Source organism: Plantactinospora soyae (genome assembly GCF_014874095.1).
GTDB lineage: Bacteria > Actinomycetota > Actinomycetes > Mycobacteriales > Micromonosporaceae > Plantactinospora > Plantactinospora soyae.
In genome coordinates, this window is sequence record NZ_JADBEB010000001.1 from 1,812,989 (window position 1) to 1,834,027 (window position 21,039).

The 21,039-nt window shown below is 70.8% G+C and carries 20 protein-coding genes and 1 pseudogene; 16 read left to right on the plus strand and 5 right to left on the minus strand.

What is annotated here, in order from left to right:
• Positions 1–140: 140 nt before the first annotated feature.
• Both H4W31_RS08040 and H4W31_RS08045 read right to left on the minus strand, forming a co-directional pair.
• Entirely contained in the window at positions 141–1,268 is a 1,128-nt protein-coding gene (locus H4W31_RS08040) for a PP2C family protein-serine/threonine phosphatase (protein WP_192766086.1), read from the minus strand.
• A gap of 292 nt (positions 1,269–1,560) precedes the next feature.
• Positions 1,561–2,202 carry a septal ring lytic transglycosylase RlpA family protein gene (locus H4W31_RS08045; protein ID WP_318783081.1) on the minus strand — a complete coding sequence of 214 codons (642 nt, stop codon included), beginning with the start codon at positions 2,200–2,202 and terminating at the stop codon, positions 1,561–1,563.
• A gap of 180 nt (positions 2,203–2,382) precedes the next feature.
• Here H4W31_RS08045 and H4W31_RS08050 point away from each other — a divergent pair, with 180 nt between their 5' ends.
• The 5 genes from H4W31_RS08050 to H4W31_RS08070 all read left to right on the plus strand — a co-directional run bounded on the left by H4W31_RS08050 (position 2,383) and on the right by H4W31_RS08070 (position 7,045).
• Positions 2,383–2,946 carry a phosphoribosyltransferase family protein gene (locus H4W31_RS08050; protein ID WP_192771924.1) on the plus strand — a complete coding sequence of 188 codons (564 nt, stop codon included), beginning with the start codon at positions 2,383–2,385 and terminating at the stop codon, positions 2,944–2,946.
• A 145-nt stretch (positions 2,947–3,091) separates the two neighbouring features.
• Positions 3,092–3,778, plus strand: coding sequence for a response regulator transcription factor (locus H4W31_RS08055; protein WP_192766088.1), 687 nt, complete (start codon positions 3,092–3,094; stop codon positions 3,776–3,778).
• Positions 3,775–4,893: a sensor histidine kinase gene (locus H4W31_RS08060; RefSeq protein WP_318783082.1), complete on the plus strand. Its 1,119-nt coding sequence runs from the start codon at positions 3,775–3,777 to the stop codon at positions 4,891–4,893. Before H4W31_RS08055 ends, H4W31_RS08060 begins: the two co-directional genes overlap by 4 nt.
• A 100-nt stretch (positions 4,894–4,993) precedes the next feature.
• Positions 4,994–5,401 carry a hypothetical protein gene (locus H4W31_RS08065; RefSeq protein ID WP_404825698.1) on the plus strand — a complete coding sequence of 136 codons (408 nt, stop codon included), beginning with the start codon at positions 4,994–4,996 and terminating at the stop codon, positions 5,399–5,401.
• On the plus strand, positions 5,402–7,045 hold the full coding sequence (locus tag H4W31_RS08070) for a sodium/solute symporter (protein WP_192766089.1): 1,644 nt from the start codon (positions 5,402–5,404) through the stop codon (positions 7,043–7,045).
• Positions 7,046–7,109: 64 nt separating this feature from the next.
• On the opposite strand, the gene H4W31_RS08075 is transcribed toward H4W31_RS08070, so the two are convergent.
• The 3 genes from H4W31_RS08075 to H4W31_RS08085 all read right to left on the minus strand — a co-directional run bounded on the left by H4W31_RS08075 (position 7,110) and on the right by H4W31_RS08085 (position 9,119).
• Positions 7,110–7,616 (minus strand): FtsX-like permease family protein, encoded by a 507-nt coding sequence (locus tag H4W31_RS08075; RefSeq protein ID WP_192766090.1) that lies wholly within the window; start codon positions 7,614–7,616, stop codon positions 7,110–7,112.
• A gap of 161 nt (positions 7,617–7,777) precedes the next feature.
• A complete protein-coding gene (locus H4W31_RS08080; protein WP_192766091.1) occupies positions 7,778–8,626 on the minus strand; it encodes a hypothetical protein in 849 nt (282 codons plus the stop codon).
• Positions 8,619–9,119 (minus strand): sigma-70 family RNA polymerase sigma factor, encoded by a 501-nt coding sequence (locus H4W31_RS08085; protein WP_192766092.1) that lies wholly within the window; start codon positions 9,117–9,119, stop codon positions 8,619–8,621. The genes H4W31_RS08080 and H4W31_RS08085 overlap by 8 nt, the downstream gene beginning before the upstream one ends.
• 238 nt (positions 9,120–9,357) lie before the next feature.
• Here H4W31_RS08085 and H4W31_RS08090 point away from each other — a divergent pair.
• From H4W31_RS08090 to H4W31_RS08140, 11 genes and pseudogenes are all read left to right on the plus strand, one after another.
• Positions 9,358–9,897 (plus strand): annotated as a pseudogene (locus H4W31_RS08090) (flavin reductase family protein); the annotation flags it as partial.
• 244 nt (positions 9,898–10,141) lie between these two features.
• Positions 10,142–10,555 carry a DUF485 domain-containing protein gene (locus H4W31_RS08095; RefSeq protein ID WP_192766093.1) on the plus strand — a complete coding sequence of 138 codons (414 nt, stop codon included), beginning with the start codon at positions 10,142–10,144 and terminating at the stop codon, positions 10,553–10,555.
• 73 nt (positions 10,556–10,628) lie between these two features.
• The gene (locus H4W31_RS08100) at positions 10,629–12,311 is read left to right on the plus strand and encodes a solute symporter family protein (protein ID WP_225945434.1); all 1,683 of its coding nucleotides are present in this window, start codon (positions 10,629–10,631) and stop codon (positions 12,309–12,311) included.
• Positions 12,312–12,463: 152 nt separating this feature from the next.
• Entirely contained in the window at positions 12,464–13,444 is a 981-nt protein-coding gene (locus tag H4W31_RS08105) for a UDP-glucuronic acid decarboxylase family protein (RefSeq protein WP_192766094.1), read from the plus strand.
• 75 nt (positions 13,445–13,519) lie between these two features.
• The gene (locus tag H4W31_RS08110) at positions 13,520–14,767 is read left to right on the plus strand and encodes an LCP family protein (RefSeq protein ID WP_192766095.1); all 1,248 of its coding nucleotides are present in this window, start codon (positions 13,520–13,522) and stop codon (positions 14,765–14,767) included.
• Positions 14,768–15,042: 275 nt separating this feature from the next.
• Entirely contained in the window at positions 15,043–16,257 is a 1,215-nt protein-coding gene (locus H4W31_RS08115; protein ID WP_318783084.1) for an LCP family protein, read from the plus strand.
• Positions 16,258–16,564: 307 nt separating this feature from the next.
• On the plus strand, positions 16,565–17,476 hold the full coding sequence (locus H4W31_RS08120) for an LCP family protein (RefSeq protein WP_192766097.1): 912 nt from the start codon (positions 16,565–16,567) through the stop codon (positions 17,474–17,476).
• Positions 17,477–17,584: 108 nt separating this feature from the next.
• A complete protein-coding gene (locus H4W31_RS08125; RefSeq protein WP_192766098.1) occupies positions 17,585–17,920 on the plus strand; it encodes a rhodanese-like domain-containing protein in 336 nt (111 codons plus the stop codon).
• Between the two features lie 15 nt (positions 17,921–17,935).
• The gene (locus H4W31_RS08130) at positions 17,936–18,874 is read left to right on the plus strand and encodes a glycerophosphodiester phosphodiesterase (RefSeq protein WP_192766099.1); all 939 of its coding nucleotides are present in this window, start codon (positions 17,936–17,938) and stop codon (positions 18,872–18,874) included.
• 115 nt (positions 18,875–18,989) lie between these two features.
• Complete coding sequence (locus tag H4W31_RS08135) at positions 18,990–20,450, plus strand: sensor histidine kinase (RefSeq protein ID WP_192766100.1); 1,461 nt, start codon at positions 18,990–18,992, stop codon at positions 20,448–20,450.
• Positions 20,451–20,463: 13 nt separating this feature from the next.
• Positions 20,464–20,940 (plus strand): ATP-binding protein, encoded by a 477-nt coding sequence (locus tag H4W31_RS08140; RefSeq protein WP_404825566.1) that lies wholly within the window; start codon positions 20,464–20,466, stop codon positions 20,938–20,940.
• The last annotated feature ends 99 nt before the right edge of the window (positions 20,941–21,039 follow it).

The following is a 21,039-nucleotide window of genomic DNA, read 5'->3' on the forward strand; positions in this document are numbered from 1 at the left end:
GGGTAGTACCTCCGGAGTCGGCCGACCCGGTGACGAACGCCACAGTGCCGGGAACCCGATCCCCCGTAGCGCCCCGGTTCACCCGGTTCGCTGGCCCTCGGTGACGGCGCCCGGATCCCCCGGCCGCTGACGGGTACGGCTCAGCCGTCGGCCGCGCCGACCTCCCAGCTCGGTACGGCGGTGGTGGTTGCCGAGCGCGGTCCCGGGTACTCCATCAGCACCAGGGCGATGTCGTCGTCGAGCCGGCCCCGTACCCACTCGACCAACGCCGACTCCAGCGAAGCCAGCCCGTCGGCGACGGTGCCGTGCCCCAGCAGTCGCCAGGCCCGATCCGCGGTGGGGAAGAACTCGCCGTCCCGACGCGCCTCGCCGAGACCGTCGGTGAACAGCAGCAGCCGGTCACCGGGCTCGAGTCGCTCGACCCGGGGCCGGACCACCGGCATGAAGCCCAGCGGCGGCGCGGGGGCCGGCGGCTCCATCGGAATCACCTGCCCGCCCCGGAGCAGCAACGGCGCCGGATGACCGCAGTTCACGATCGTCAGCGTGCCGCCCCGCTCCTCGACCAGGGCCGCGGTCACGAAGTCCTCGTCGCCGACGTTGCGCGCCACCGCCCGGTCCAGATCGGCCACGATGGCCCGCAGGTCGGCCCGCTCGTAGGCGACGTGCCGGTACGAGCCGAGCACGATGCTGGCCAGCCGGACCGCGTCCAGCCCCTTGCCCCGGACGTCGCCGATGATGATCCGCACCCCGTACGGCGTGTCGATCGCCTCGTAGAGGTCGCCGCCAATGTCCGCCGCCGCAGTGGACGAAATGTAGTGGCCCGCCACCGCCAGGCTGCCGACCTGTGGACCGACCGGACGCAGTACGGCTTGTTGGGCCACTGATGCGAGTTTGGACAATTCGGCGATCCGCTCGGCCTGCCGTTGCCGGATCACCGCGAACAGCGCGGCGATCGCCGTCGCCAGAACGACGCCGACGACGTTGACCGAGGCGGCCAGCGGAACCACCTGCCCGCCCCAGGCCAGGGACACCGCCAGCACGGTGGCGATCGCCCCGACGGCGAGCACCACCCGCCAGGACGCGAACGCCGCGGCCAGGAACGGAGCCGCCGCGACCAGGCCGACATAGTTGACCTTCGAGTCGTCCGCGAACTCCACCACGGAGACGAGCGCGAGCAGCACAATGGCCGCGCCGAGACCGGCGCGGGAGCCAGGGCTCATCGGGCGATCGCCCGACGGCATCAATCGCATGGGTACGCCGAACAGCATGCCTGATCGACGAGCGCGATTGAACGAAGTTGACTCCTCGTCCGATCGGGTTCTGGCCACCTGGCGCATCCAACCGCCCCGGTTCCACCGGGGGCAATCGCCGAGTCAGCCAACCGTTGCAAGTCGAATGAACATTCCCTGATCATTTCGTCGGCCCGTCGAACACGAACCGGCGTCGCTCCGGCACGCCACAGCCGGCCCGCCCACAGCCGCTGCGGCGGGGTCGCCGCGACCGGGTCGCCACAGCCGGATCGCCACAGCCGGATCGCCCCGGCACGCCACGCGGCCCCGATCAGCCGAGGACCTCGTACCTCACGTCGAGCGCGCCCTGGTCCAACGAGGCGATCGCCTCGAACGCCCCACGGGACAGGTCGATGCAGCGGCCGTCGATGTACGGTCCCCGATCGTTGATCCGGACCACCACCGACTTCCCGTTGCCCGGGTTGGTCACCCGGACCCGGGTGTTGAAGGGCAGCGTCTTGTGCGCGGCGGTCAACCCGTCGGGATCGAACGCCTCCCCGTTCGCCGTGACCTGTCCCTGGTCGTAGTACGACGCTCCGCAGGAGCCGGTGTCGACCACCCGGACCGTCGGCGTCGTGGCCGCCCGCTTCTTCGCGGCGGGTGGCTTGCTGGTCGTGGACCGGGTCGGGCTCGGTGTCGACCGGGTACTGGACCGCGACGAGTGCTCGGCCGAACGGCTCGGATCGGGGCTGGTCGGGGCCGGGCTGACCGTGCTCGTCGGCAGCCCGCTCGGGATGCCGGGGGCGACCGGGGCGGTCACCAGCGGCGTCGACGACGAGTTGGCGGCGGGTTCGGTGCCGAGCCGTACCGCACCGGCCGCACCCGCGCCGACGAGTGCGACGGCGACCGCACCGGCGGCCACCAGGCCGGTCGGCGATCTGAAGATCCGAGCGCGGGCATGTTTCCCCACCACCGGCACGTCCTCTCGTACGACGACATAGATCGGGTCGGACCGTAACGAGACAGGTACTTCGGAAGTCAATGTGATCATGCGCTTTCGCCCGATTATGTGGCGAAACGTGTAGCCGATCATCCGATCCCGGCTGGGTCGGACGTGCCCGTACCGCGTACCGGTCCGGGCCGGTGCCGCAAGATGGTCTGCGTGCGGCGGGCCGAGCTGAGAAAACGACTGATCGACGGGTTCCGGTGGACCGACCCGGGACCGGAGAGCACCCACCTGGTCAGCGACTCGTCCGGCTGGTGGCGGGACCCGGCGATCCTCGCCGGCCTCGGTCCGGCGCTCTCCGAGCCGTTCCGGGCCGAGCGCCCCACCGTCGTGATCGCCCCGGAGGTGACCGGCCTGCTACTCGGCCCGCTCGTGGCGAACGCGCTCGGTGTCGGGTTCGTCCCGGCGTACAAGAACACCGGTGAGCGGCGGATCGCCGAGGCCACCACCTGGGCCTGGACCGAATCCGACTACCGGGGGCGGCGACTGGCCCTCGGCGTACGGGACCGGCACCTGGGGCCGGACGACCGGGTGCTGGTGGTGGACGACTGGGTGGCCAGTGGCGCCCAGATCCGGGCCCTCTACGAGCTGATCGCCACCCGGGGCGGTACGGCGCTCGGAGCCACCGCCCTGGTCGCCGAGTGTCCGCCGGAGGTGGCCCGGCAGCTCCGCCTGGACAGCGTGCTGACCACCGCCGACCTGCACGCCTGATCCGGCGGGTACGTCGCCGGGCTCCGCCGGTGCTGCTCCGCGTCCTCCCGGCCCCCGACAGTTATCCACAGGACGACGCGGTTCTCCACAGGTTGTTCACAACGTGACCCACCATCACCCACGGGCGGTCCCTACAGTCGGGGCCATGACGGAACGCCGAGTCCTGGTCGTCGAGGACGAGCACACCATCGCCGAGTCGGTCGCGGCCCGGCTGCGCGCCGAGGGCTTCCTGGTGGAGATCGCCCGGACCGGGCCGGATGCCGTCGAGGCGTTCCGAAGGGGCCGGCCGGATCTGGTCGTGCTGGACGTGATGCTGCCCGGTTTCGACGGGCTGGAGGTCTGCCGGCGGATCCAGGCCGACCGACCGGTCCCGGTGCTGATGCTGACCGCCCGGGACGACGAGACGGACCTGCTGGTCGGGCTCGCCGTCGGGGCCGACGACTACCTGACCAAACCGTTCTCGCTGCGCGAACTGGCCGCCCGGGTGCACGCCCTGTTGCGCCGGGTCGACCGGGCCAGCAGCGCGGCGCGTACCGGTGCCGAGGTCCTCCGGCTCGGCGACCTGGAGATCAACCAGGCGGAACGCCGGGTCCGGCGCCAGGGGGTCGAGGCGCATCTGACCCCGACCGAGTTCGACCTGCTGACGCACTTCGCCAACCGCCCCCGGACGGTGCTGCCCCGGGAACGGCTGCTCGCCGACGTCTGGGGCTGGATGGACGGCTCCGGCACCCGGACCGTCGACAGCCATGTCAAGGCCCTGCGCCGCAAGCTCGGCGCCGACCTGATCCGCACCGTGCACGGAGTCGGGTACGCGTTGGAGGTACGGCCGTGACCAGGTTCTGGAGCGGATTCAACTCCGCCCTCGACGCCCTGCCCCGCCCGCTCGACCCGATCTGGTCGATCAAGCTGAAGCTGGGCATCCTGATGCTCGGCTCGGGTGCGGCCGGGCTGGCCGTGTTCATCCTCGGCATCGGCTGGATCCCCTGGTGGACCTCTGGCACCGCCTGCGCGGTGGCGCTGCTGACCTCACAGTTCCTCGCCCACGGCATGACCTCGCCGCTGCGCGAGATGACGGCGGCGGCCCGGGCGATGGCCCGGGGCGACTACACCCGCCGGGTCCGGGCGACCTCCCGGGACGAGGTCGGCGAGCTCGCTGCCGCGTTCAACCAGATGGCGGGGGACCTGGCCGAGGCCGACCGGCGACGCCGGGAGCTGATCGCGAACGTCTCGCACGAACTGCGTACCCCGATCACCGCGTTGCAGGGCGTCCTGGAGAACATCGTCGACGGCGTGGCCGAACCGGACCTGCCCACCCTGCGGGTCGCGCTGACCCAGACCGAACGGCTCGGTCACCTGGTCGCCGACCTGCTCGACCTGTCCCGGCTCGACGCCGGGGTGCTGCCGCTGCGCCGGGAGAAAATCGACGTCGCGGAGTTCCTGGACGAGGTCGTCCAGCAGGCCACGGTCAACGCGGCCGGAGCCGGGCGCGACGTCCGGTTCGAGGTACGCCAGCAGCCGGCGCCGTTGCACGTCGAGGCCGACCCCCGGCGGCTGCACCAGGTCTTCGCCAACCTGCTCGACAACGCCGCCCGGCACAGCCCGGCGGGCGGCAGGGTGCTCGTCGCCGCGAAGCGGGTGGCGGACGAGCTCCGGTTCGAGGTGACCGACGAGGGTGAGGGCATCCCCGCACGACTTCGGCCGGAGGTGTTCGAACGCTTCACCCGGGGCGAGCGCACCGGCGACGGCGGCACCGGCCTGGGCCTGGCGATCGCGCACTGGGTGGTGGAGCTGCACGGCGGCACGATCGCGGTCGCCGACCCACCCCTGGCCGGGACCGAGCCGCCGGACGGAACGCGCCGATCGGTCGGCTGTCAGATCCGGGTGACCCTTCCGATCGCCGCCGCCGGTATGTCCGCCGACTCCACCATCCTGGTGGCGGCGCCCTGACCGGTCCGGCCCCGACGAAGCCGCGGCGCACCGGACGGCGATCCGGGCAGGTCCGACGACTTGACATTCGTGGCCAGGCGATGAGACTGCCGAGGTGGCCATCCCCATCGATCCGCAGCCGGACCCGGGGCCGCCGGAGACGTCCAGCCGGATCCGGGTGGTGCTGGCCGAGGTCGTCCGCAGCGGCACCCGCGCCGAACGGACCCGGGCCGAGCTGACCCAGCAGACCCAGGTCGGCGACGCCCTGGTCCGAGGGCTGGTCCGGGCCCAACTCGCGCTCGCCCTGCGGCTGTCGCTCGTGGTCGGGATCGGCCTGGGAGGCCTGCCCCTGCTGTTCGCGATCGCCCCGGAGGTCGGTACGGCGAAACTGTTCGGGGTCAACCTGCCCTGGCTGCTGCTCGGGGTCGGCGCGTTCCCGTTCCTGGTCGGCGTCGGCTGGGCGTACGTGCAACTGGCCGAACGCAACGAGCAGGACTTCACCGATGTGATCCAGCGGCCGGAGCGCTGAGTGAACAACCCGTACACCGTGCCGGCGATCATCGCGGTCACCCTGGTCACGGTCGCGATCGGCTTCTACGGATTGACCCTGGCCCGGACCACGTCGGACTTCCTGGTCGCGTCCCGGATGGTCAGCCCGACCTGGAACGCGGCGGCGATCGGCGGCGAGTACCTTTCCGCCGCGTCCTTCCTCGGCATCGCCGGACTGATCCTCAAGTACGGCGTGGACGTGCTCTGGTACCCGGTCGGGTTCGCCGCCGGCTATCTCGCCCTGCTGCTCTTCGTCGCCGCGCCGCTGCGCCGGTCGGGGGCGTTCACCCTGCCCGACTTCTGCGAGCTGCGGCTCGGCTCCCGGCGGCTGCGCAAACTCGCCACCGCCTTCGTGATCTTCATCGGCTGGCTGTACCTCGTACCGCAGTTGCAGGGGGCCGGGCTGACCCTGACCACGGTCACCGGCGCGCCGTACCAGCTCGGTGCGCTGCTGGTGGGTGCGGTGGTCACCGCGAACGTCGCGCTCGGCGGGATGCGGGCGGTCACCTTCGTGCAGGCGTTCCAGTACTGGCTGAAGCTCACCGCGCTGGCCGTACCCGCGATCTTCCTGGCCCTGCAGTGGCAGGCGGACGCCCGGCCGCCGGTGACCCCGGTCGGCGGCCCGGTCTTCTCCACCACGACCACCGTCGTGGTCGAGGAGCCGGCGACCCTCACCCTGCCGGACGGCACGTCCCGGGAGGTACGCCCCGGCGACGAGCTGTCGTTCGCGGCCGGTGAACCGGTACCGGAGATCTCCAGCGTGGCCGCCGACTACGGACCCGACTGGCTGCTGCCGAGTATGGCGGGCACTGACGACCGGGGACTCTTCGCCACCTACTCGCTGATCCTGGCGACCTTCCTCGGCACGATGGGGCTGCCGCACGTACTCGTGCGGTTCTATACGAATCCGGACGGCGCCGCCGCGCGCCGTACCACCCTGGTGGTGCTCGCCCTGGTCGGCGCCTTCTACCTGCTGCCCACCCTGTACGGGGTGCTCGGCCGGATCTACACCCCGCAACTGCTGCTGACCGGGCAGACCGACGCGGTGGTGGTACTGCTGCCCGGGGCGGCCCTGGGCAACGGCCTGACCGGGCAGCTACTGGCCGCGCTGGTCTCCGCCGGGGCGTTCGCCGCCTTCCTCTCCACCTCGTCCGGGCTGCTCACCAGCGTGGCCGGGGTGGTCTCCACCGACCTGCTGGGCCGGGGCTCGGTCCGCGACTTCCGGCTGGCCACCGTGCTCGCCGGGTTGATCCCGATGGTGCTCGCCCTCAACGTGTCCGGGCTGGACGTCTCGCAGGTCGTCGGGCTGGCCTTCGCGGTCGCCGCGTCCAGCTTCTGTCCGCTGCTGGTGCTCGGGATCTGGTGGCGCGGCCTGACCGACGCCGGAGCGGCCGCCGGGATCCTGGCCGGTGGCGGCGCCGCGGTCGGCGCCGTCCTGTTCACCGTCCTCGGGCCGGAGCTGACCGGCTGGCCGGCGGTACTGATCGCCCAGCCGGCGGCCTGGACCGTCCCACTGGCCTTCACCGTCATGGTCACCACGTCCTGGGCCACCCGGCGCCGGGCCCCGGCCGACGTCGGCGCCATCATGCTGCGCCTGCACGCCCCGGAGAGCCTCCGCCTCTGAGGTGCAAGGAAGGGCCCCTTCCTATCGTTTTCTGTAGAAGAAGGGCCCCTTCCTAACACCCCTGTCAGGTTGCGCGCAGTTCCTCCATGGTGGTGCTGTTGCGGAGGAAGAGCAGGCTGGCCAGGAGGAGGACCAGCACCGCCGCCACGGCACCGCCGGTGAATCCGACGAGGTCGGCGAGCGGCACCGGTACGGCCTGCGTGACCAGCGGCAGCGGTACGCAATCGGAGGGCGCCGGTGGACAGGTCACGACCACGCCGCTCTGCGCCTCGCCGCCGTAGATGGCGCGGTGCAGGGCGGTGCCGGTGGCGGCGGCCAGCACGATGCCGAGGATCGCCGGAGTGAGGGTCTGCCAGGCGACCGCCCGAGCCAGGGTGGACCGGGGCACCCCGGTCGCCACCAGCGCGGCCAGCGCCCGGCGTCGGCTCACGATCGACTCGGCCAGGGCGATCAGCAGACCGGCGGCGGCGATCACCAGGGCGACGGTGAGGGCGAGGTGGAGCAGGTCGTACGCCCGGAAGTAGAACCCCTGGTCAGCCGGGACGTACGGCTCGCCGGCCGCCTCGGCCATCCGCCGCGCGCTCTCTTCCCGCAGGGTGAACTCCGTGGTCTTGGCGGCCCGGATGTTGGCGGCGAAGGCCTCGTCAAGTGCGACAACCCGCCGAAACGACGCCGGGACCGGACCCCGGCAGGATCCGGTCCCAGTTGGTTCTCGCCAGGGCGGAGGAAACGTCAGCAGCGGTCCGTGCCGTTGCAGAGCCGGTCGACCGCCGCGTCGGCGAGCCGCCGCACCTCGGCGGGCTTGGACACGTCGCGGACGCCGATCTCGGCCACCAGGTCCCCCTTGCGGACGATGATCCAGCCGCTGTTGTCGGGCCTGATCACCACCATCGACTCGTCGCCGGCGAACCCCTGGTCGCCGATGGCGACCTCGAAATCCCGGCAACCCTCCAGGTCGGTGCGCAGCCTCGGGATGTACCGCGTGGAGGACGTCTGGGGGTACCGGCTCACCTGCTGCTGGATGCCCTCATTGCCAGCGTTCCTGAAGTGGCGCTCCCGATCTCCGACTCTTTCGACGCCGCCGCCGGACTTCCACTTGTTGCCGCAGATCATCGAGAGGAACTGCACGTGCCAGTGACCGTTACCGCCCTCGTCGGACTCGTAGGGGTAGGGGCGGTATCCGGACGGCAGGTCGGACACCTGGAGCATCGCGGCGAGCGGAATGGCATCGCCGGTGGGCTCCTCGCCCTCGGTGGACCGGCCGTTCCCGTCCGGTGAGGCATTGGTGGGCGGCGTCGACGGGGTGCCGACCGAGGGAGGCGTCGTCGTCGCCCTCGTCGGGGACGGCGTCGGGGTGACCGGGTTGGTCGCCACGACGTCCGGCAGTTTCGGCGGACCGGAGTTGGCCAGCGCGTTCAACGCACCGACGCCACCGCCCACCAGCAGAACGAGCGCGGCCGCCAGCACCGTCAGCATCCGCTGCCGGGTCAACTGCCGGCCACGGTGCTGCACCTCGCTGGTCGGGGCCCAGCGAACCTGCTCGGTGTCCCGGTAGAGGTACTCGAAGACCGGATCAGGCATGGACGCTCTCCTCCTTCAGGTGCACTCCGACCAGTTCGGCCAGCGCCTTGCGGCCTCTGACCAGTCGGCTTTTGATCGTGCCGACCGGTGCGCCGAGGTGTGTCGCGACTTCCGCGACCGACATGTCGACCATGTGGTGCAGGACGATCGCCTCGCGCTGGTCGGCCGGGATCTGGCGCAGCGCTGCCACCAGGGCCGTCGCGTTCTCCGATGGTGGGGGAACCGCCGGATCCACCCCGTGCCGGCGGTAGGCCCTCAGGCCGTTGCGCAGCTTGCGCCAACGGTTGAGCTGGATCCGACGGGCCACCGTACGCACCCAGGCCTCCGGGTCCGCGTAACCGCCCACCTTCGACCACCGTTGCCAGGCCCGCGCGTACGCCTCCTGGGCCGCGTCCTGGGCGTCCGCCATGTTGCCGCCGAGGGCGTAGAGCACGGTCACCACCCGATGCCGGGTGGACTGGTAGAAGTCATCGAAATCGTGTTCCCGGGCCATCGCCCCTCCCGTCGAGATCCGTACCGCTAACACCCCCCGGCGGCGCTGGCGGTTTCCCGCTCGGGTACTAATTTTCTGTCGATCGAGGACAGAACGGACCGGACCCGCGTCACCCGACATTCCGGCCTGGCGTCCGGGGCGGCACAGATAAGTCCGGGGCAGTACGGACAGGATCGTGGCGATCAACCCGGCCCGCCGGCCCGCCCGGCACAATGGTGCGGTGAGCCGAGCCGAGCCGCCGGGCGGGCAGATCCACCACACCGACCCGTTCGCCACCCCGGAGCCGCACCGCTCTCCGGTACGCCGGCTCCGGGGCCGGCTGCCGGCGGCGGTGACGTTGTGGACCGCGTACGGTCCGACGACAGTCGGCGAGACCACCGGTCCCGCCGGGCTGACCGTCTCGTCGACGCTGGTCGCCGACGGTGAGCCGGGACGCCTGCTCGGCCTGCTCGACGAGGAGTCGGAACTGTGGACGGCGGCCTCCGCCAGCGGACGGTTCGCGGTCACGGTGCTGGGCAGCGGACACCGGCAACTCGCCGACCGGTTCGCCGGGCTGTTCCCGGCCCCCGGTGGGCTGTTCGCCCAGGGGGAGTGGAGCCGCACCCCGTACGGCCCGGTGCCGGCCGGGGCCGGTGGCTGGGCGGGTTGCCGGCTGGACGGCGCCCGGGAGTACGGCTGGGCGCTGCTGGTCGAGGCGACCATCGAGACGGTGGACCTCTCGGACGACGCGACGCCGCTGGTGCACCATCGTGGGCGCTACCGGAAACTCGCCGACTGAGCCGGCCGAACCGGCTCCGATCGGGCACCGTGGCGTAGCCGGCCGTCGCCAGCGGCCCTCCCGTCGGGCCGGACGGCTCCATCCGGCGCGTCGCCGAGCGGCGTGACCGGGGTCACTGGGCGCAGCCACCGGCCCGTTCGGCGCAGCCGCTGACCAGCAAACGGATCACCGCTATCCGAGTGTCCTGGCGGCTCCATACCGTGCGCGAAACTCCCCTGCCCCCTTTTAAGGTGGTGAGACCAGCATGTCTACGGACACTCCCGCACCGGCCAGCGCGCCACCGGACCGGTACGTCGCCGTACAACAATCGGACGAGTTCGCCGGGTTGCGTAAGGCCCTGCGTGGCTTCGTCTTCCCGATGACCGCGGCGTTCTTCCTCTGGTACGCGCTGTACGTGATCCTCTCCGCGTACGCACGCGATTTCATGGGCACCAAGCTCGTCGGCAACATCAACGTTGCCCTCGTCTTCGGCCTGTTGCAGTTCGTCTCCACGTTCCTGATCGCGTGGCTCTACTCCCGGTTCGCCGCCAGCAAGCTGGACCCGACCGCCGACCGGATCCGCGAGGAACTGGTGGGGACGACGGGGTCGCACGACCCGGCGGGCACCGTGACGCCGGACGACGAGACGCAGCCGAAGGACAAGGAGGTGGCGTCATGAGCGAGCGGAGCGAGCGAATCAGCCAGCTCAGTAGTCAGGGTCATGACGCCGACGAGCGCAGCGAGGAGGCGTCATGAGCAGCGCGATGACCGTGCTGGCCGCGGAGGCCGGCAGCAGCACCGCCCGTACCCTGACGATCACGCTCTTCCTGGTCTTCGTCGCGGTGACCCTGGGCATCACCGTCTGGGCCAGCCGGCAGACCAAGACGGCGACCGACTTCTACGCCGGCGGCCGGTCGTTCACCGGCTTCCAGAACGGCATGGCGATCGGCGGCGACTACATGTCGGCCGCGTCGTTCCTCGGCATCGCCGGCATCATCGCGCTGTACGGGTACGACGGCTTCCTCTACTCGATCGGCTTCCTGGTCGCCTGGCTGGTGGCCCTGCTGCTGGTCGCCGAGCTGCTGCGGAACTCGGGCCGGTACACGATGGCCGACGTGCTGGCGTTCCGGATGCGGCAGAAGCCGGTCCGGACGGCGGCGGCGGTCTCCACCATCACGGTCTCGATCTTCTACCTGCTGGCCCAGATGGTCGGCGCGGGCGCGCTGGTCGCGCTGCTGCTGGGGATCCGGCCGGGCACCACGTTCCTCGGCATGGACGCGGACGCGGCGAAGATCGCCACCATCATCCTGGTCGGCGCCCTCATGATCATCTACGTCACCGTGGGCGGCATGAAGGGCACCACGTACGTCCAGATCGTCAAGGCGTTCCTGCTGATGACCGGCGCCCTGGTGATGACCATCCTGGTGTTGGCGCACTACAAGTTCAACCTGTCCGAACTGCTCGGTGACGCGGCGAACGCCTCGGGCAAGGGTTCGGCGTTCCTCGAACCCGGACTGCGGTACGGCGTCGAGGTGGCCGGCGACGCGACGAAGACCTTCTACAACAAGGTCGACCTGCTCTCCCTCGGCATCGCCCTGGTGCTCGGCACCGCCGGACTGCCGCACATCCTGATCCGCTTCTACACCGTGCCGACCGCCAGGGCGGCCCGGAAGAGCGTGCTCTGGGCGATCGGCATCATCGGCACGTTCTACCTGTTCACCCTTGCCCTCGGCTTCGGCGCGGCGGCTCTGGTGGGCCGGGAGGCGATCGTCGCGCAGGACGCGGCCGGCAACACCGCGGCACCGCAGCTCGCCGAGGCGCTCGGGATCGACTTCCTCGGTGGCGAGGTCGGTGGGGCCGCGATGCTCGCGATCATCGCGGCGGTGGCGTTCGCCACCATCCTCGCCGTGGTCGCCGGGCTGACCCTGGCCTCCTCGTCCAGCCTGGCCCACGACTTCTACGCGAACGTGGTCAAGGGCGGGCAGGCGTCGGAGCGCCAGGAGGTCAACGTCGCCCGGATCTCGGCGCTGGTGATCGGCGCGATCTCGATCGTGCTGTCGATCTTCGCCCAGAACCTGAACGTGGCGTTCCTGGTGGCACTGGCCTTCGCGGTCGCGGCCTCCGGCAACCTGCCGGCGATCCTCTACAGCCTGTTCTGGAAGAGGTTCAACACCTCGGGCGCGGTCTGGGCCATCTACGGCGGTCTGATCAGCGCCGTCGGGCTGGTGTTCTTCTCCCCGGTGGTCTCCGGGGCGCCCACCGCGATGTTCCCGGACCACGACTGGCAGTGGTTCCCGCTGTCCAACCCGGGCATCATCTCCATCCCGGTCGGCTTCCTCTGCGGCTGGATCGGCACCCTGATCTCGAAGGAGACGGACGCGGACAAGTACGCCGAACTCGAGGTCCGCGCCCTGACTGGTGCGGGAGCGCACTGACCGGACCACGGGCACTTACCGTGATGAATAGGTAACGGGTGGTGTCGGGGGACGAAAGTTCCCTCGGCGCCACCCGTCGCCCGTACGAATCCGGGACGGCCGACGGCTCCCCTCGGCCGTCCGGAGATCAGCATCGTGGGTAGGCTGACAGCATGGTGGTAGCCCAGCGTTTCGGAGCGGAACACCGGATCCTCGTCACCGGCGGTGCCGGATTCGTCCCGTCCCATCTGGTCGACGCGCTCATCGCGCGGGGCTGCACGGTGGTCGCGGTGGACAACTTCGTCACCGGCTCGAAGGAGAACGTGGCCCACCTGGCGGACCATCCCCGGTTCACCCTGGTCGAGGCCGACGTCTCGGAAGGGCTGCCCGGCCACCACCCGGCGATGACCGAGCGGTTCGACGCCGTCCTGCACCTGGCCTCCCCGGCCAGCCCCACGGACTTCGCCACGCTGCCGATCGAGATCCTTCGGGTCGGCTCGCTGGCCACCCTGCACCTGCTGGACCGGGCCGTGGCCGACCGGGCCAGGTTCGTACTGGCCTCCACCTCCGAGGCGTACGGCGACCCGCAGGTGCACCCGCAGGTCGAGACGTACTGGGGCAACGTCAACCCGATCGGCGTACGCAGCGTGTACGACGAGGCCAAGCGGTTCGCCGAGGCCAGCACGATGGCCTACCACCGCTACCACGGGCTCGACGTGGGCATCGTCCGGATCTTCAACACCTACGGGCCACGGATGCGTCCGGACGACGGGCGGGCCATCCCCACCTTCATCACCCAGGCGCTGCGTGGTGAGCCGCTGACCGTGCACGGCACCGGATCCCAGACCCGGTCCATCTGCTACGTCAGCGACCTGGTGCGCGGCATCCTGCTGCTGCTCGACTCGACCGAGACCGGCCCGATCAACTGCGGCACCGAGCACGAGGTGTCGATGCGGGAACTCGCCGAGACGATCGCCGCACTGGCGGGCAGCGGGTCGCAGGTGAGTTACATCACCCGGACCGCCGACGACCCGGAGAAGCGGCGCCCGGACCTCACCCTCGCCCGGGAGCGGCTCGGCTACGAGCCCGAGGTGACCCCGTCCGAGGGGCTCCGTCGCACGATCGAGCACTTCAGCCAGCGGTTGGCCGAGTAGCGGAGGATACCGGCTCTGTGCCAACCCGGCCGTGGCACACAGCGGTTCCTTGGCTTCGCTACGTACCCTGAGGGCATGTTCGAGAGCCCTCCCCCGAACGCATCCTCCGCCGCCCAGCGAATGACGGCCGGTGGATCCGCCGGCCGTGCCTCGGTGCCCGGCCCGGCCTCAGCCGGTCCGAACCGGATCTCCGGTCGGGCCCAGGTCTCGGGCGTACCAGGTCAGGGCCGCCCGGCCTACGACGGCCCCGGCGGCCCCGGCGGAGGTGGTCCCGGCGGCCCGGGTCTGCCCGGTGGTCCGGCCGGGCGCGGCCCCAAACCGAACTGGCGGCGGATCGCCCTGGTGTCGGGCATCGCGGTACTCGTGCTGGCCCTGCTCACCAGCGGCGGCCTCTGGCTGTACGTCAGGGGGCTCGACAAGGACCTGGCCCGCACCGACCCGTTCTCGGCGCTGACCGGGGACCGCCCCAAGTCGGTCAGCGGCGCGTTGAACATCCTGCTGGTCGGCAGCGACTCCCGGGATCCGGACGCCCCGGTCAACGAGGCCAGCAAGTGGCGGGCCGACACCATCATCGTGATGCACATCCCGGCCAGCCACGACAAGGCGTACCTCGTCTCGGTGCCCCGGGACCTCTACGTGCCCATTCCGGACAGTGCCGGCGCGGACTGCGGAAGCGGCGAACGCGGCAAGATCAACGCGGCGTTCGCCTTCGGCGGCCTGCCCCTGGCGGTACGCACCGTGGAGTGCTTCACCGACGTCCGGATCGACCGCGTCATGGCGATCGACTTCGCCGGGTTCAAGGAGGTCACCGACGCGCTCGGCGGGGTGGATCTGAAGGTCGAACGCGACATCACCTCCATCCACAAGCCGTTCCGGAAGTTCAAGAAGGGCACCAACCACATGGACGGGGCCGAGGCCCTGGACTGGATCCGGCAGCGGAAGCAGTTCCCGGACGGGGACTTCGCCCGGATGCGCCACCAGCAGGAGTTCCTGCGGGCCCTGATGGACAAGGCGGCCAGTTCCGGCACGCTGACCAACCCGGCGAAGCTGAACGCCTTCCTCAAGTCGGTGACCAGCGCGGTCACCGTGGACGAGGGCTTCTCCCTGGTCGACATGGCGGTCCAGTTCCGCAACCTGCGCGGCGAGAATCTGCAGTTCATCACCAGCCCGCACAACGGCAGCGAGACCATCGACGGCGAGTCCGTGGTGGTGTCCAACCGGGAGAAGGCGCTGGCGATGTACCGCGCGATGTCCGCCGACACGATGGATGCCTGGGTACAGGCGAACGTCTCCCCGACGCCGACTCCGGCCAACGGCGGCTGACCGCCGGAAACACCGCCTTTCCGTCACCGCTCCGTCACACACGCGAGCCGTCCGCGCTCCCGCTTCCGGGCAGCGCGGACGGCCGGTGTCGGATGCCGGAAAGCGCCCTCCCGTGAATCGACAAGAACATGTAGCGTAAGTAAATTCGGGGAGGCTTTGCGGTGTCCGTGCCGCGCTGCGGCCCCGGCCCCCTCACCCCTGACCCTGGAGCAGGCATGCCGGTGCAATCCCGCCGACGTCCCCCACGGGCCGCCTCGGCGGTTCCATCCGCCCGTGTGGCGGCTGCCGCCTCGTCCGGCACGGTTCTGGACGATCGCGGCCCGAACGGGCGGGCCACCAAGAGCAAGGGTGGCAAGGGCGGGAAGGGCGGCAAGGGCAAGAACGGCGCGGCGGCCCGACGGCGCAAGGCTCCACTCTGGGCCCGCCTCACGCTGATCTTCGGCGCGGTGCTGCTGGTGGCCAGCGGGGTCAGCATCACCGGCATGAAGGTCGCGATCGGCAAGGCCACCAGCACCATCCAGCAGGAGAACCTGCTCGGCACGGCCGGCAAGACCGAGGCCGAGGGCGGCGAGGACCTGGAAGGTCCGATCGACCTGCTGCTGCTCGGCATCGACGCCCGGGAACGGTTGGACGACGACAACGTCCGGGCCGACACCATCATCGTGCTGCACATCCCGGCCACCCATGACCAGGCGTACCTGCTCTCCATTCCCCGAGACACCGAGGTGCAGGTGCCGGCCTTCAAGGCCAGCCGGTACAACGGCGGTACGGCGAAGGCCACCGAGGCGTTCTTCCACGGTGCCCAGAACGGTGCCGGTCTCAAGGGTGGCGCGCAGTTGATGGCGCAGACCGTCAACAAGCTCACCGGAATCAGCTTCGACGGCGCGGCGATCATCAACTTCAGCGGGTTCAAGAAGGTCATCGACGCGCTCGGCAGCATTCCGATGTGCGTACGCCAGCAGGTCGAGTCCAAGCACATGACCCTGGTCAACGGTGAGCCGATGTGGAACCACGAGGCCAAGAAGGTCGGTGGCTCGAAGAAGCCGGTGGTGCACAAGAAGGGCTGTCGCCAGATGAAGGGGTGGGAGGCGCTCGACTTCTCCCGTCAGCGCTACGGCCTCGACCACGGTGACTACGACCGCCAGCAGAACCAGCAGCAGCTGATCAAGGGGATGGCCAAGAAGGCCATGAGCGACGGGGTGATGACCGACCTCGGCAAGCTCAACCGGCTGATGAAGGCCGCCGGCGAGGCGCTGATCCTGGACACCGGCGGCGTACCGACCGCGAACTTCATCTTCACCATGCGCGGGGTGGCCGCCAACGACCTCGTCCTGCTCCGGACCAACAACGGCAACTTCAGCGGGAACGGAAGCGGCCGGGAGATCTTCAACGACACCAGCCGGCAGATGTTCGCCGCGGTCAAGGGCGACCGGCTGGACGATTTCATCATCAACAACCCGAGCGTGCTCGCACCCACCACCAGCAAGTAGTCGGCCGGGCGATCAAGTCCAGCAGAAATCGCAAAAGCCGCTGAACGCGCAAACCGGGCGCCTAGCCTGAGATGAGAAAGCTTCACTCAGTCGGGCCCGGGGAGGGATCACGTTCACACCCAAGCGGGCGGCTCCGGATGGACCCGAGCGGCCAGGACGCGTTCCATCCGCCGGCCGTACCCTCGGCCCGGGAGGCCGCGCCGACCGGGGTCGGCACCGACGCAAGGCCCCGACCTGGGCGAAGGTCGCACTCGGATTCGGGCTGGCCCTGGTCCTGATCTCCGGGATCGGCGGAGCCGGCCTGCACATGCTGACCGGCCGCTACGACAACAGTGTGGTCAAGGAGACGCTTCTCGACCCGGCCGCGCGGCAGGAGCGGGGTGACGTCACCGGGCCGCTCAACTACCTGCTGGTCGGCTCCGACCAGCGCGCCGCCGCCGGTCCGGAGGCGGACCAGCGGTCCGACACGATCATGATCGCCCATCTGCCCGCCGGGCTGGACCGGGCCTACCTGATCTCCGTACCCCGGGATCTCCTGGTCGAGATCCCACCGGCCCCGGCCAGCGGTTATCCCGGCGGGCCGGACAAAATCAACTCCGCCTTCCAGTACGGCGGCGGAGGCCAGGGCGGCACCCGGTTACTCTCCGCCACCCTGACCCGGCTCACCGGAATCCGCTTCGACGGCGCGGCGCTGGTCAACTTCGCCGGCTTCCAACGCGCGATCGACCTGCTCGGCGGCGTCCGGATGTGCGTCGACACCCCGGTCCGGTCGATCCACACCAAGACCGTCTTCAACCCCGGCTGCCACCAGATGGACGGCGCGCAGGCGCTCGACTACGCCCGCCAGCGCTACGACCTGCCGAACGGCGACTTCGACCGGCAGCGGCACCAGCAGCAGCTGCTACGGGCGATGATGGACAAGGTCACCACCACGGACATGCTCCGGAATCCGCTCCGGTTGGACCAGGTGATCCGGGCCGTCGGCTCCTCGTTCACCGTCGACACCAACGGGGTACCGCTGGAGGAAATGATCTTCGCGATGCGCCGGATCCGCTCCGACGCCGTGCGCGGAATCCAACTTCCGTCCCGCTCCGAGATGATCGACGAGGTCTCGTACGTGCTGCTGGAGGAGCCGGCGAACACGCTGTTCGACTCGATGCGGAACACCGACCTGGACAGCTGGGCCCGGGACAACCCCAAATGGGTCAATCGCCTCTGAACCGGCTGATCGTTCCCGCCCGTCGGACTCCGACGTCCCGCCCCGAACGCGTGGCGACCACGCGCCGGTACGTGGAGTCGACCGGAACAGGCTCTACGCTTGGTAACCGTGTTCGCATCCAACCTTCCCACCGTGACCGCGGCTGACGTACCCGCCGACGCCTACCTGCTCGACGTACGGGAGGCGGACGAGTGGGCCGCCGGGCATGCCCCGGACGCCCACCACCTGCCGATGATGGAGGTGCCCGCCCGGCTGGCCGAGATACCCGCCGACGCCGACGTCGTGGTGGTCTGCCGCTCCGGCGGTCGCTCCGGACAGGTCGTGGGGTATCTGATGAACAACGGCTGGGACAACGTCCGGAACCTCGACGGCGGAATGCGGCAGTGGGCCGCCGCCGGCCGGCCGCTGGCCAGCGAAAACGGACACCCGGCCCGGGTCATCTAAACGCCGCATATATCCATGAGCGCGAGGAGCGAGCCGGGGTCGCGGGCCCCGCAGTGGCGGTCGGCGAGTCGGCTCGGGAGCGCCCGGAGCGAGCCGGGGCTGCGGGCGCCGGTGCCGCGCCTTCCCGGCGGGACGGCGCGGCTTCCCGGCGAGGCATCCGGGCTCCGGACCGGACCGCTGGTCTTCGCGCACCGGGGCTCCTCGGTGACGATGCCGGAGCACACCCTGGCCGCGTACCTGCAGGCCCTCGATGAGGGCGCGGACGGTCTGGAGTGCGACGTCCGGCTGACCCGGGACGGTCACCTGGTCTGCGTACACGACCGTCGGCTGGATCGGACCAGCAACGGCCGGGGACGGGTCGGGGCACACACGCTCGCCGAACTGGAACAGCTCGACTACGGGTCGTGGCACACCGGCGGGGCGGTCGACGGCGACGTTCCGGCGGATCCGGACCGTACCCGCCTGCTCACCCTGGACACCCTGCTCCGGGCCGTCCGGGCGGCGGGGCGCGAGGTCGAGCTGCTGATCGAGACGAAACATCCGACCCGGTACGGCTCCGAGGTCGAGCGGCGGCTGGTCGCCATGCTGCACCGGCACGGCCTGGCGGACCCCCGGCCGGGCGATCCGGTACGGGTGACCGTGATGTCGTTCTCGCCGCTGGCCGTACGACAGGTCCGGCGGCTGGCGCCACGGCTGTCGACCGTGCTGTTGCTGGACGTCCTACCGCCCGGGTTGCGGCGGGGGCGGCTGCCGTTCGGCGCCCAGATCGCCGGCCCGAGCCTCAAGCTGCTCCGTACCCGTCCGCGTCTCGTCCCGGCGCTGCACGCCGCCGGGAACCGCGTCTACGTCTGGACCGTCAACGAGGTCCCCGAACTCGATCTGGCGCTGGCCCGTGGCGTGGACGGGATCATCACCGACCGCCCGGCGCTGATCCTCGACCGGTTGGGCCGCTGACCCGCCCGGGCGATACCCGGACACCGACGACACCGGGGCCGCTCACGGGCGCCGGAAGTCACACGGCGGAATGGCGCTACTGCCCAAAGCCAGGCCGAAGAGGCAGACTCGGGGCATGCCGGAACACCCCGACTATCCCTGCCTGATCGCCGGGCACGCCGACGTCATCGAGATGCTCAACGCCGGTGAGGTCGGCCTTCCGGTGCTCAACCGTCTGCTCCAGGTCGCCGGGCAGGCCCTCGGCGCGGCCGGCATGGCCTTCGTGGAGTACGGCCCCAGCGGCGGCCGGGTCGTCTCCGCCAACGGCGCGGCCGACTGGGCGGTCGGCCGCCCGATAGCGGCGCTCGACGAGACGGCCACCGAGTTGCTGTGCGGTCCCCGGGTGCAGGCGTTGAGCGTCGACGTCCTGCCGGAGGAACTGGCCGAACAACTGGACGGACGCGGCCTGCGGCACATGATCTCGGCTCGGGCGGAGGTCGGTGGGCTGACCATCGGCACCCTCTACGCGCTGTACCAGGACGCCACCCGCTCCGACGATGTCGAGTACCAGACCGCGCTCGGGTACCTGGCCGCCTCCGCCGCACACATGTACGGCGACCAGGCGGGCCTGCCGGTGCACGGTGACGGGACGGTGGTCGCGGCGCTCGCCGACGGCCTGGCGATCGTCACCCGGGACGGTACGGTCCAGCTCTGGAATCCGGCGGCCGAGAAGGTGACCGGGCTGCGGGCGGCGGAACTGCTCGACCGCCCCCTGCCGTTCCCGGTGCCGCCGCCCGGCCAGGTGCTCGACCACCGGCTGCCCGACGGGCGATGGTTGAAGATCACCTCGGGGGAGCTGCCCGGTGCCGGCGCGGCCCGGGTGGTCACCTTCCGGGACAGCAGCGACCAGCACATCCGGGATCACGACCGGGACCTCTTCGTGGCCGTCACCAGCCACGAACTCCGTACCCCGGTCACGGTGATCAAGGGGTACGCAGACACCCTCGACACGCACTGGGAGTCGCTCACCGAGTCGGACCGGCGCCAGGCGGCGGGGCTGATCGGCCAGCGGGCCGGTGAGCTGGCCCGGCTGGTGGACCGACTGCTCTCCACCACCAACGACGTCGGGCCGGTCGGCGGCTCGCCACCCGTACCCTTCGATCTGGTCGAGACCCTGCGCGCGGCGGCGACCGACCTTCCCGCCGACCTGCGCCACCGGCTCGTCCTCCGGCTTCCGGACAACCTGCCGAAGGCGCTCGGCGACCGCGCCAGTCTGGCCACCGTGCTGACCGAGCTGACCACGAACGCCGGAAAATACTCCCCGGACGGCTCGCCGGTGCAGTTGACCGCGGAGGCGGACAAACGCACCGTGGCATTCCGGGTGAGCGACCGGGGAATCGGGGTACGTCCCGAGCATGTGGAGCGCGCGTTCGAACGGTTCTGGCAGGGCGAGTCGGGTGACCGGCGCCGCTACCCGGGTGCCGGCCTGGGTCTCTATCTCGTCCGCCGGATCGTCGAGCGACAGAACGGTTGGGTTTCGCTCCGCCCTCGCGACGGCGGCGGTACGGTCGCAGAGGTGCGACTGCCCCGAGGCTGAACCGGGGCGCCACGTGACCCGGCGGGCCGCTGAGGAGGCGCCAGGAGTGTCTACCGTCCTTACCGAGCGCTCGTGGTGCGTGATGGTGCCGCACGACGCCCAGGGCGCCCGTAGCGCCCGGCACCGCCTCGCCACCGAGCTGACCGGGGTCGTTCCGGCGGCGCTGCTCGCCGACGTGGAGATGGTGGCCGCCGAACTCCTCGGCAACGCCGTACGGCACGCCGAGCCGCTGCCCGGTGGGCTGATCCGGCTGGCCTGGTCGCTGCGCCCCGGCCCGCCGGCCGACGTGGTGGAGATCCGGGTCACCGACGGTGGCGCGACGGCTCCGCCACAACTGCGCCGGGTGGGCCCGGAGGCGATCGACGGCCGGGGGCTGTTCCTGGTGGCCGCGCTGACCGCCCGCTGGGGAGTCGAACGGGACGGGCTGGGACAGAGCGTCTGGGCCCGGCTGGCCCACCCCGCCGGCCGGGAACTCGCTCCGGTCGGCTGACCCGTCAACGCCCGAAACCGCTGACGAGTTGGCTGGCCCGCCGACACCGGATCCGCCGCCGGGCGCGCGGCCCGGACCGGATGCGCATAGGCTGTCTCG

Bases quoted from the DNA above. Each gene is read 5' to 3' on its own strand.
- H4W31_RS08135 (WP_192766100.1), top strand. From the start codon at position 18,990: ATGCCGGAACACCCCGACTATCCCTGCCTGATCGCCGGGCACGCCGAC.
- H4W31_RS08100 (WP_225945434.1), top strand. From the start codon at position 10,629: ATGAGCAGCGCGATGACCGTGCTGGCCGCGGAGGCCGGCAGCAGCACC.
- H4W31_RS08040 (WP_192766086.1), bottom strand. From the start codon at position 1,268: ATGCTGTTCGGCGTACCCATGCGATTGATGCCGTCGGGCGATCGCCCG.
- H4W31_RS08120 (WP_192766097.1), top strand. From the start codon at position 16,565: ATGCTGACCGGCCGCTACGACAACAGTGTGGTCAAGGAGACGCTTCTC.
- H4W31_RS08050 (WP_192771924.1), top strand. From the start codon at position 2,383: ATGGTCTGCGTGCGGCGGGCCGAGCTGAGAAAACGACTGATCGACGGG.
- H4W31_RS08080 (WP_192766091.1), bottom strand. From the start codon at position 8,626: ATGCCTGATCCGGTCTTCGAGTACCTCTACCGGGACACCGAGCAGGTT.
- H4W31_RS08075 (WP_192766090.1), bottom strand. From the start codon at position 7,616: ATGGCCGAGGCGGCCGGCGAGCCGTACGTCCCGGCTGACCAGGGGTTC.
- H4W31_RS08085 (WP_192766092.1), bottom strand. From the start codon at position 9,119: ATGGCCCGGGAACACGATTTCGATGACTTCTACCAGTCCACCCGGCAT.
- H4W31_RS08110 (WP_192766095.1), top strand. From the start codon at position 13,520: ATGTTCGAGAGCCCTCCCCCGAACGCATCCTCCGCCGCCCAGCGAATG.
- H4W31_RS08130 (WP_192766099.1), top strand. From the start codon at position 17,936: ATGAGCGCGAGGAGCGAGCCGGGGTCGCGGGCCCCGCAGTGGCGGTCG.
- H4W31_RS08105 (WP_192766094.1), top strand. From the start codon at position 12,464: ATGGTGGTAGCCCAGCGTTTCGGAGCGGAACACCGGATCCTCGTCACC.
- H4W31_RS08055 (WP_192766088.1), top strand. From the start codon at position 3,092: ATGACGGAACGCCGAGTCCTGGTCGTCGAGGACGAGCACACCATCGCC.
- H4W31_RS08095 (WP_192766093.1), top strand. From the start codon at position 10,142: ATGTCTACGGACACTCCCGCACCGGCCAGCGCGCCACCGGACCGGTAC.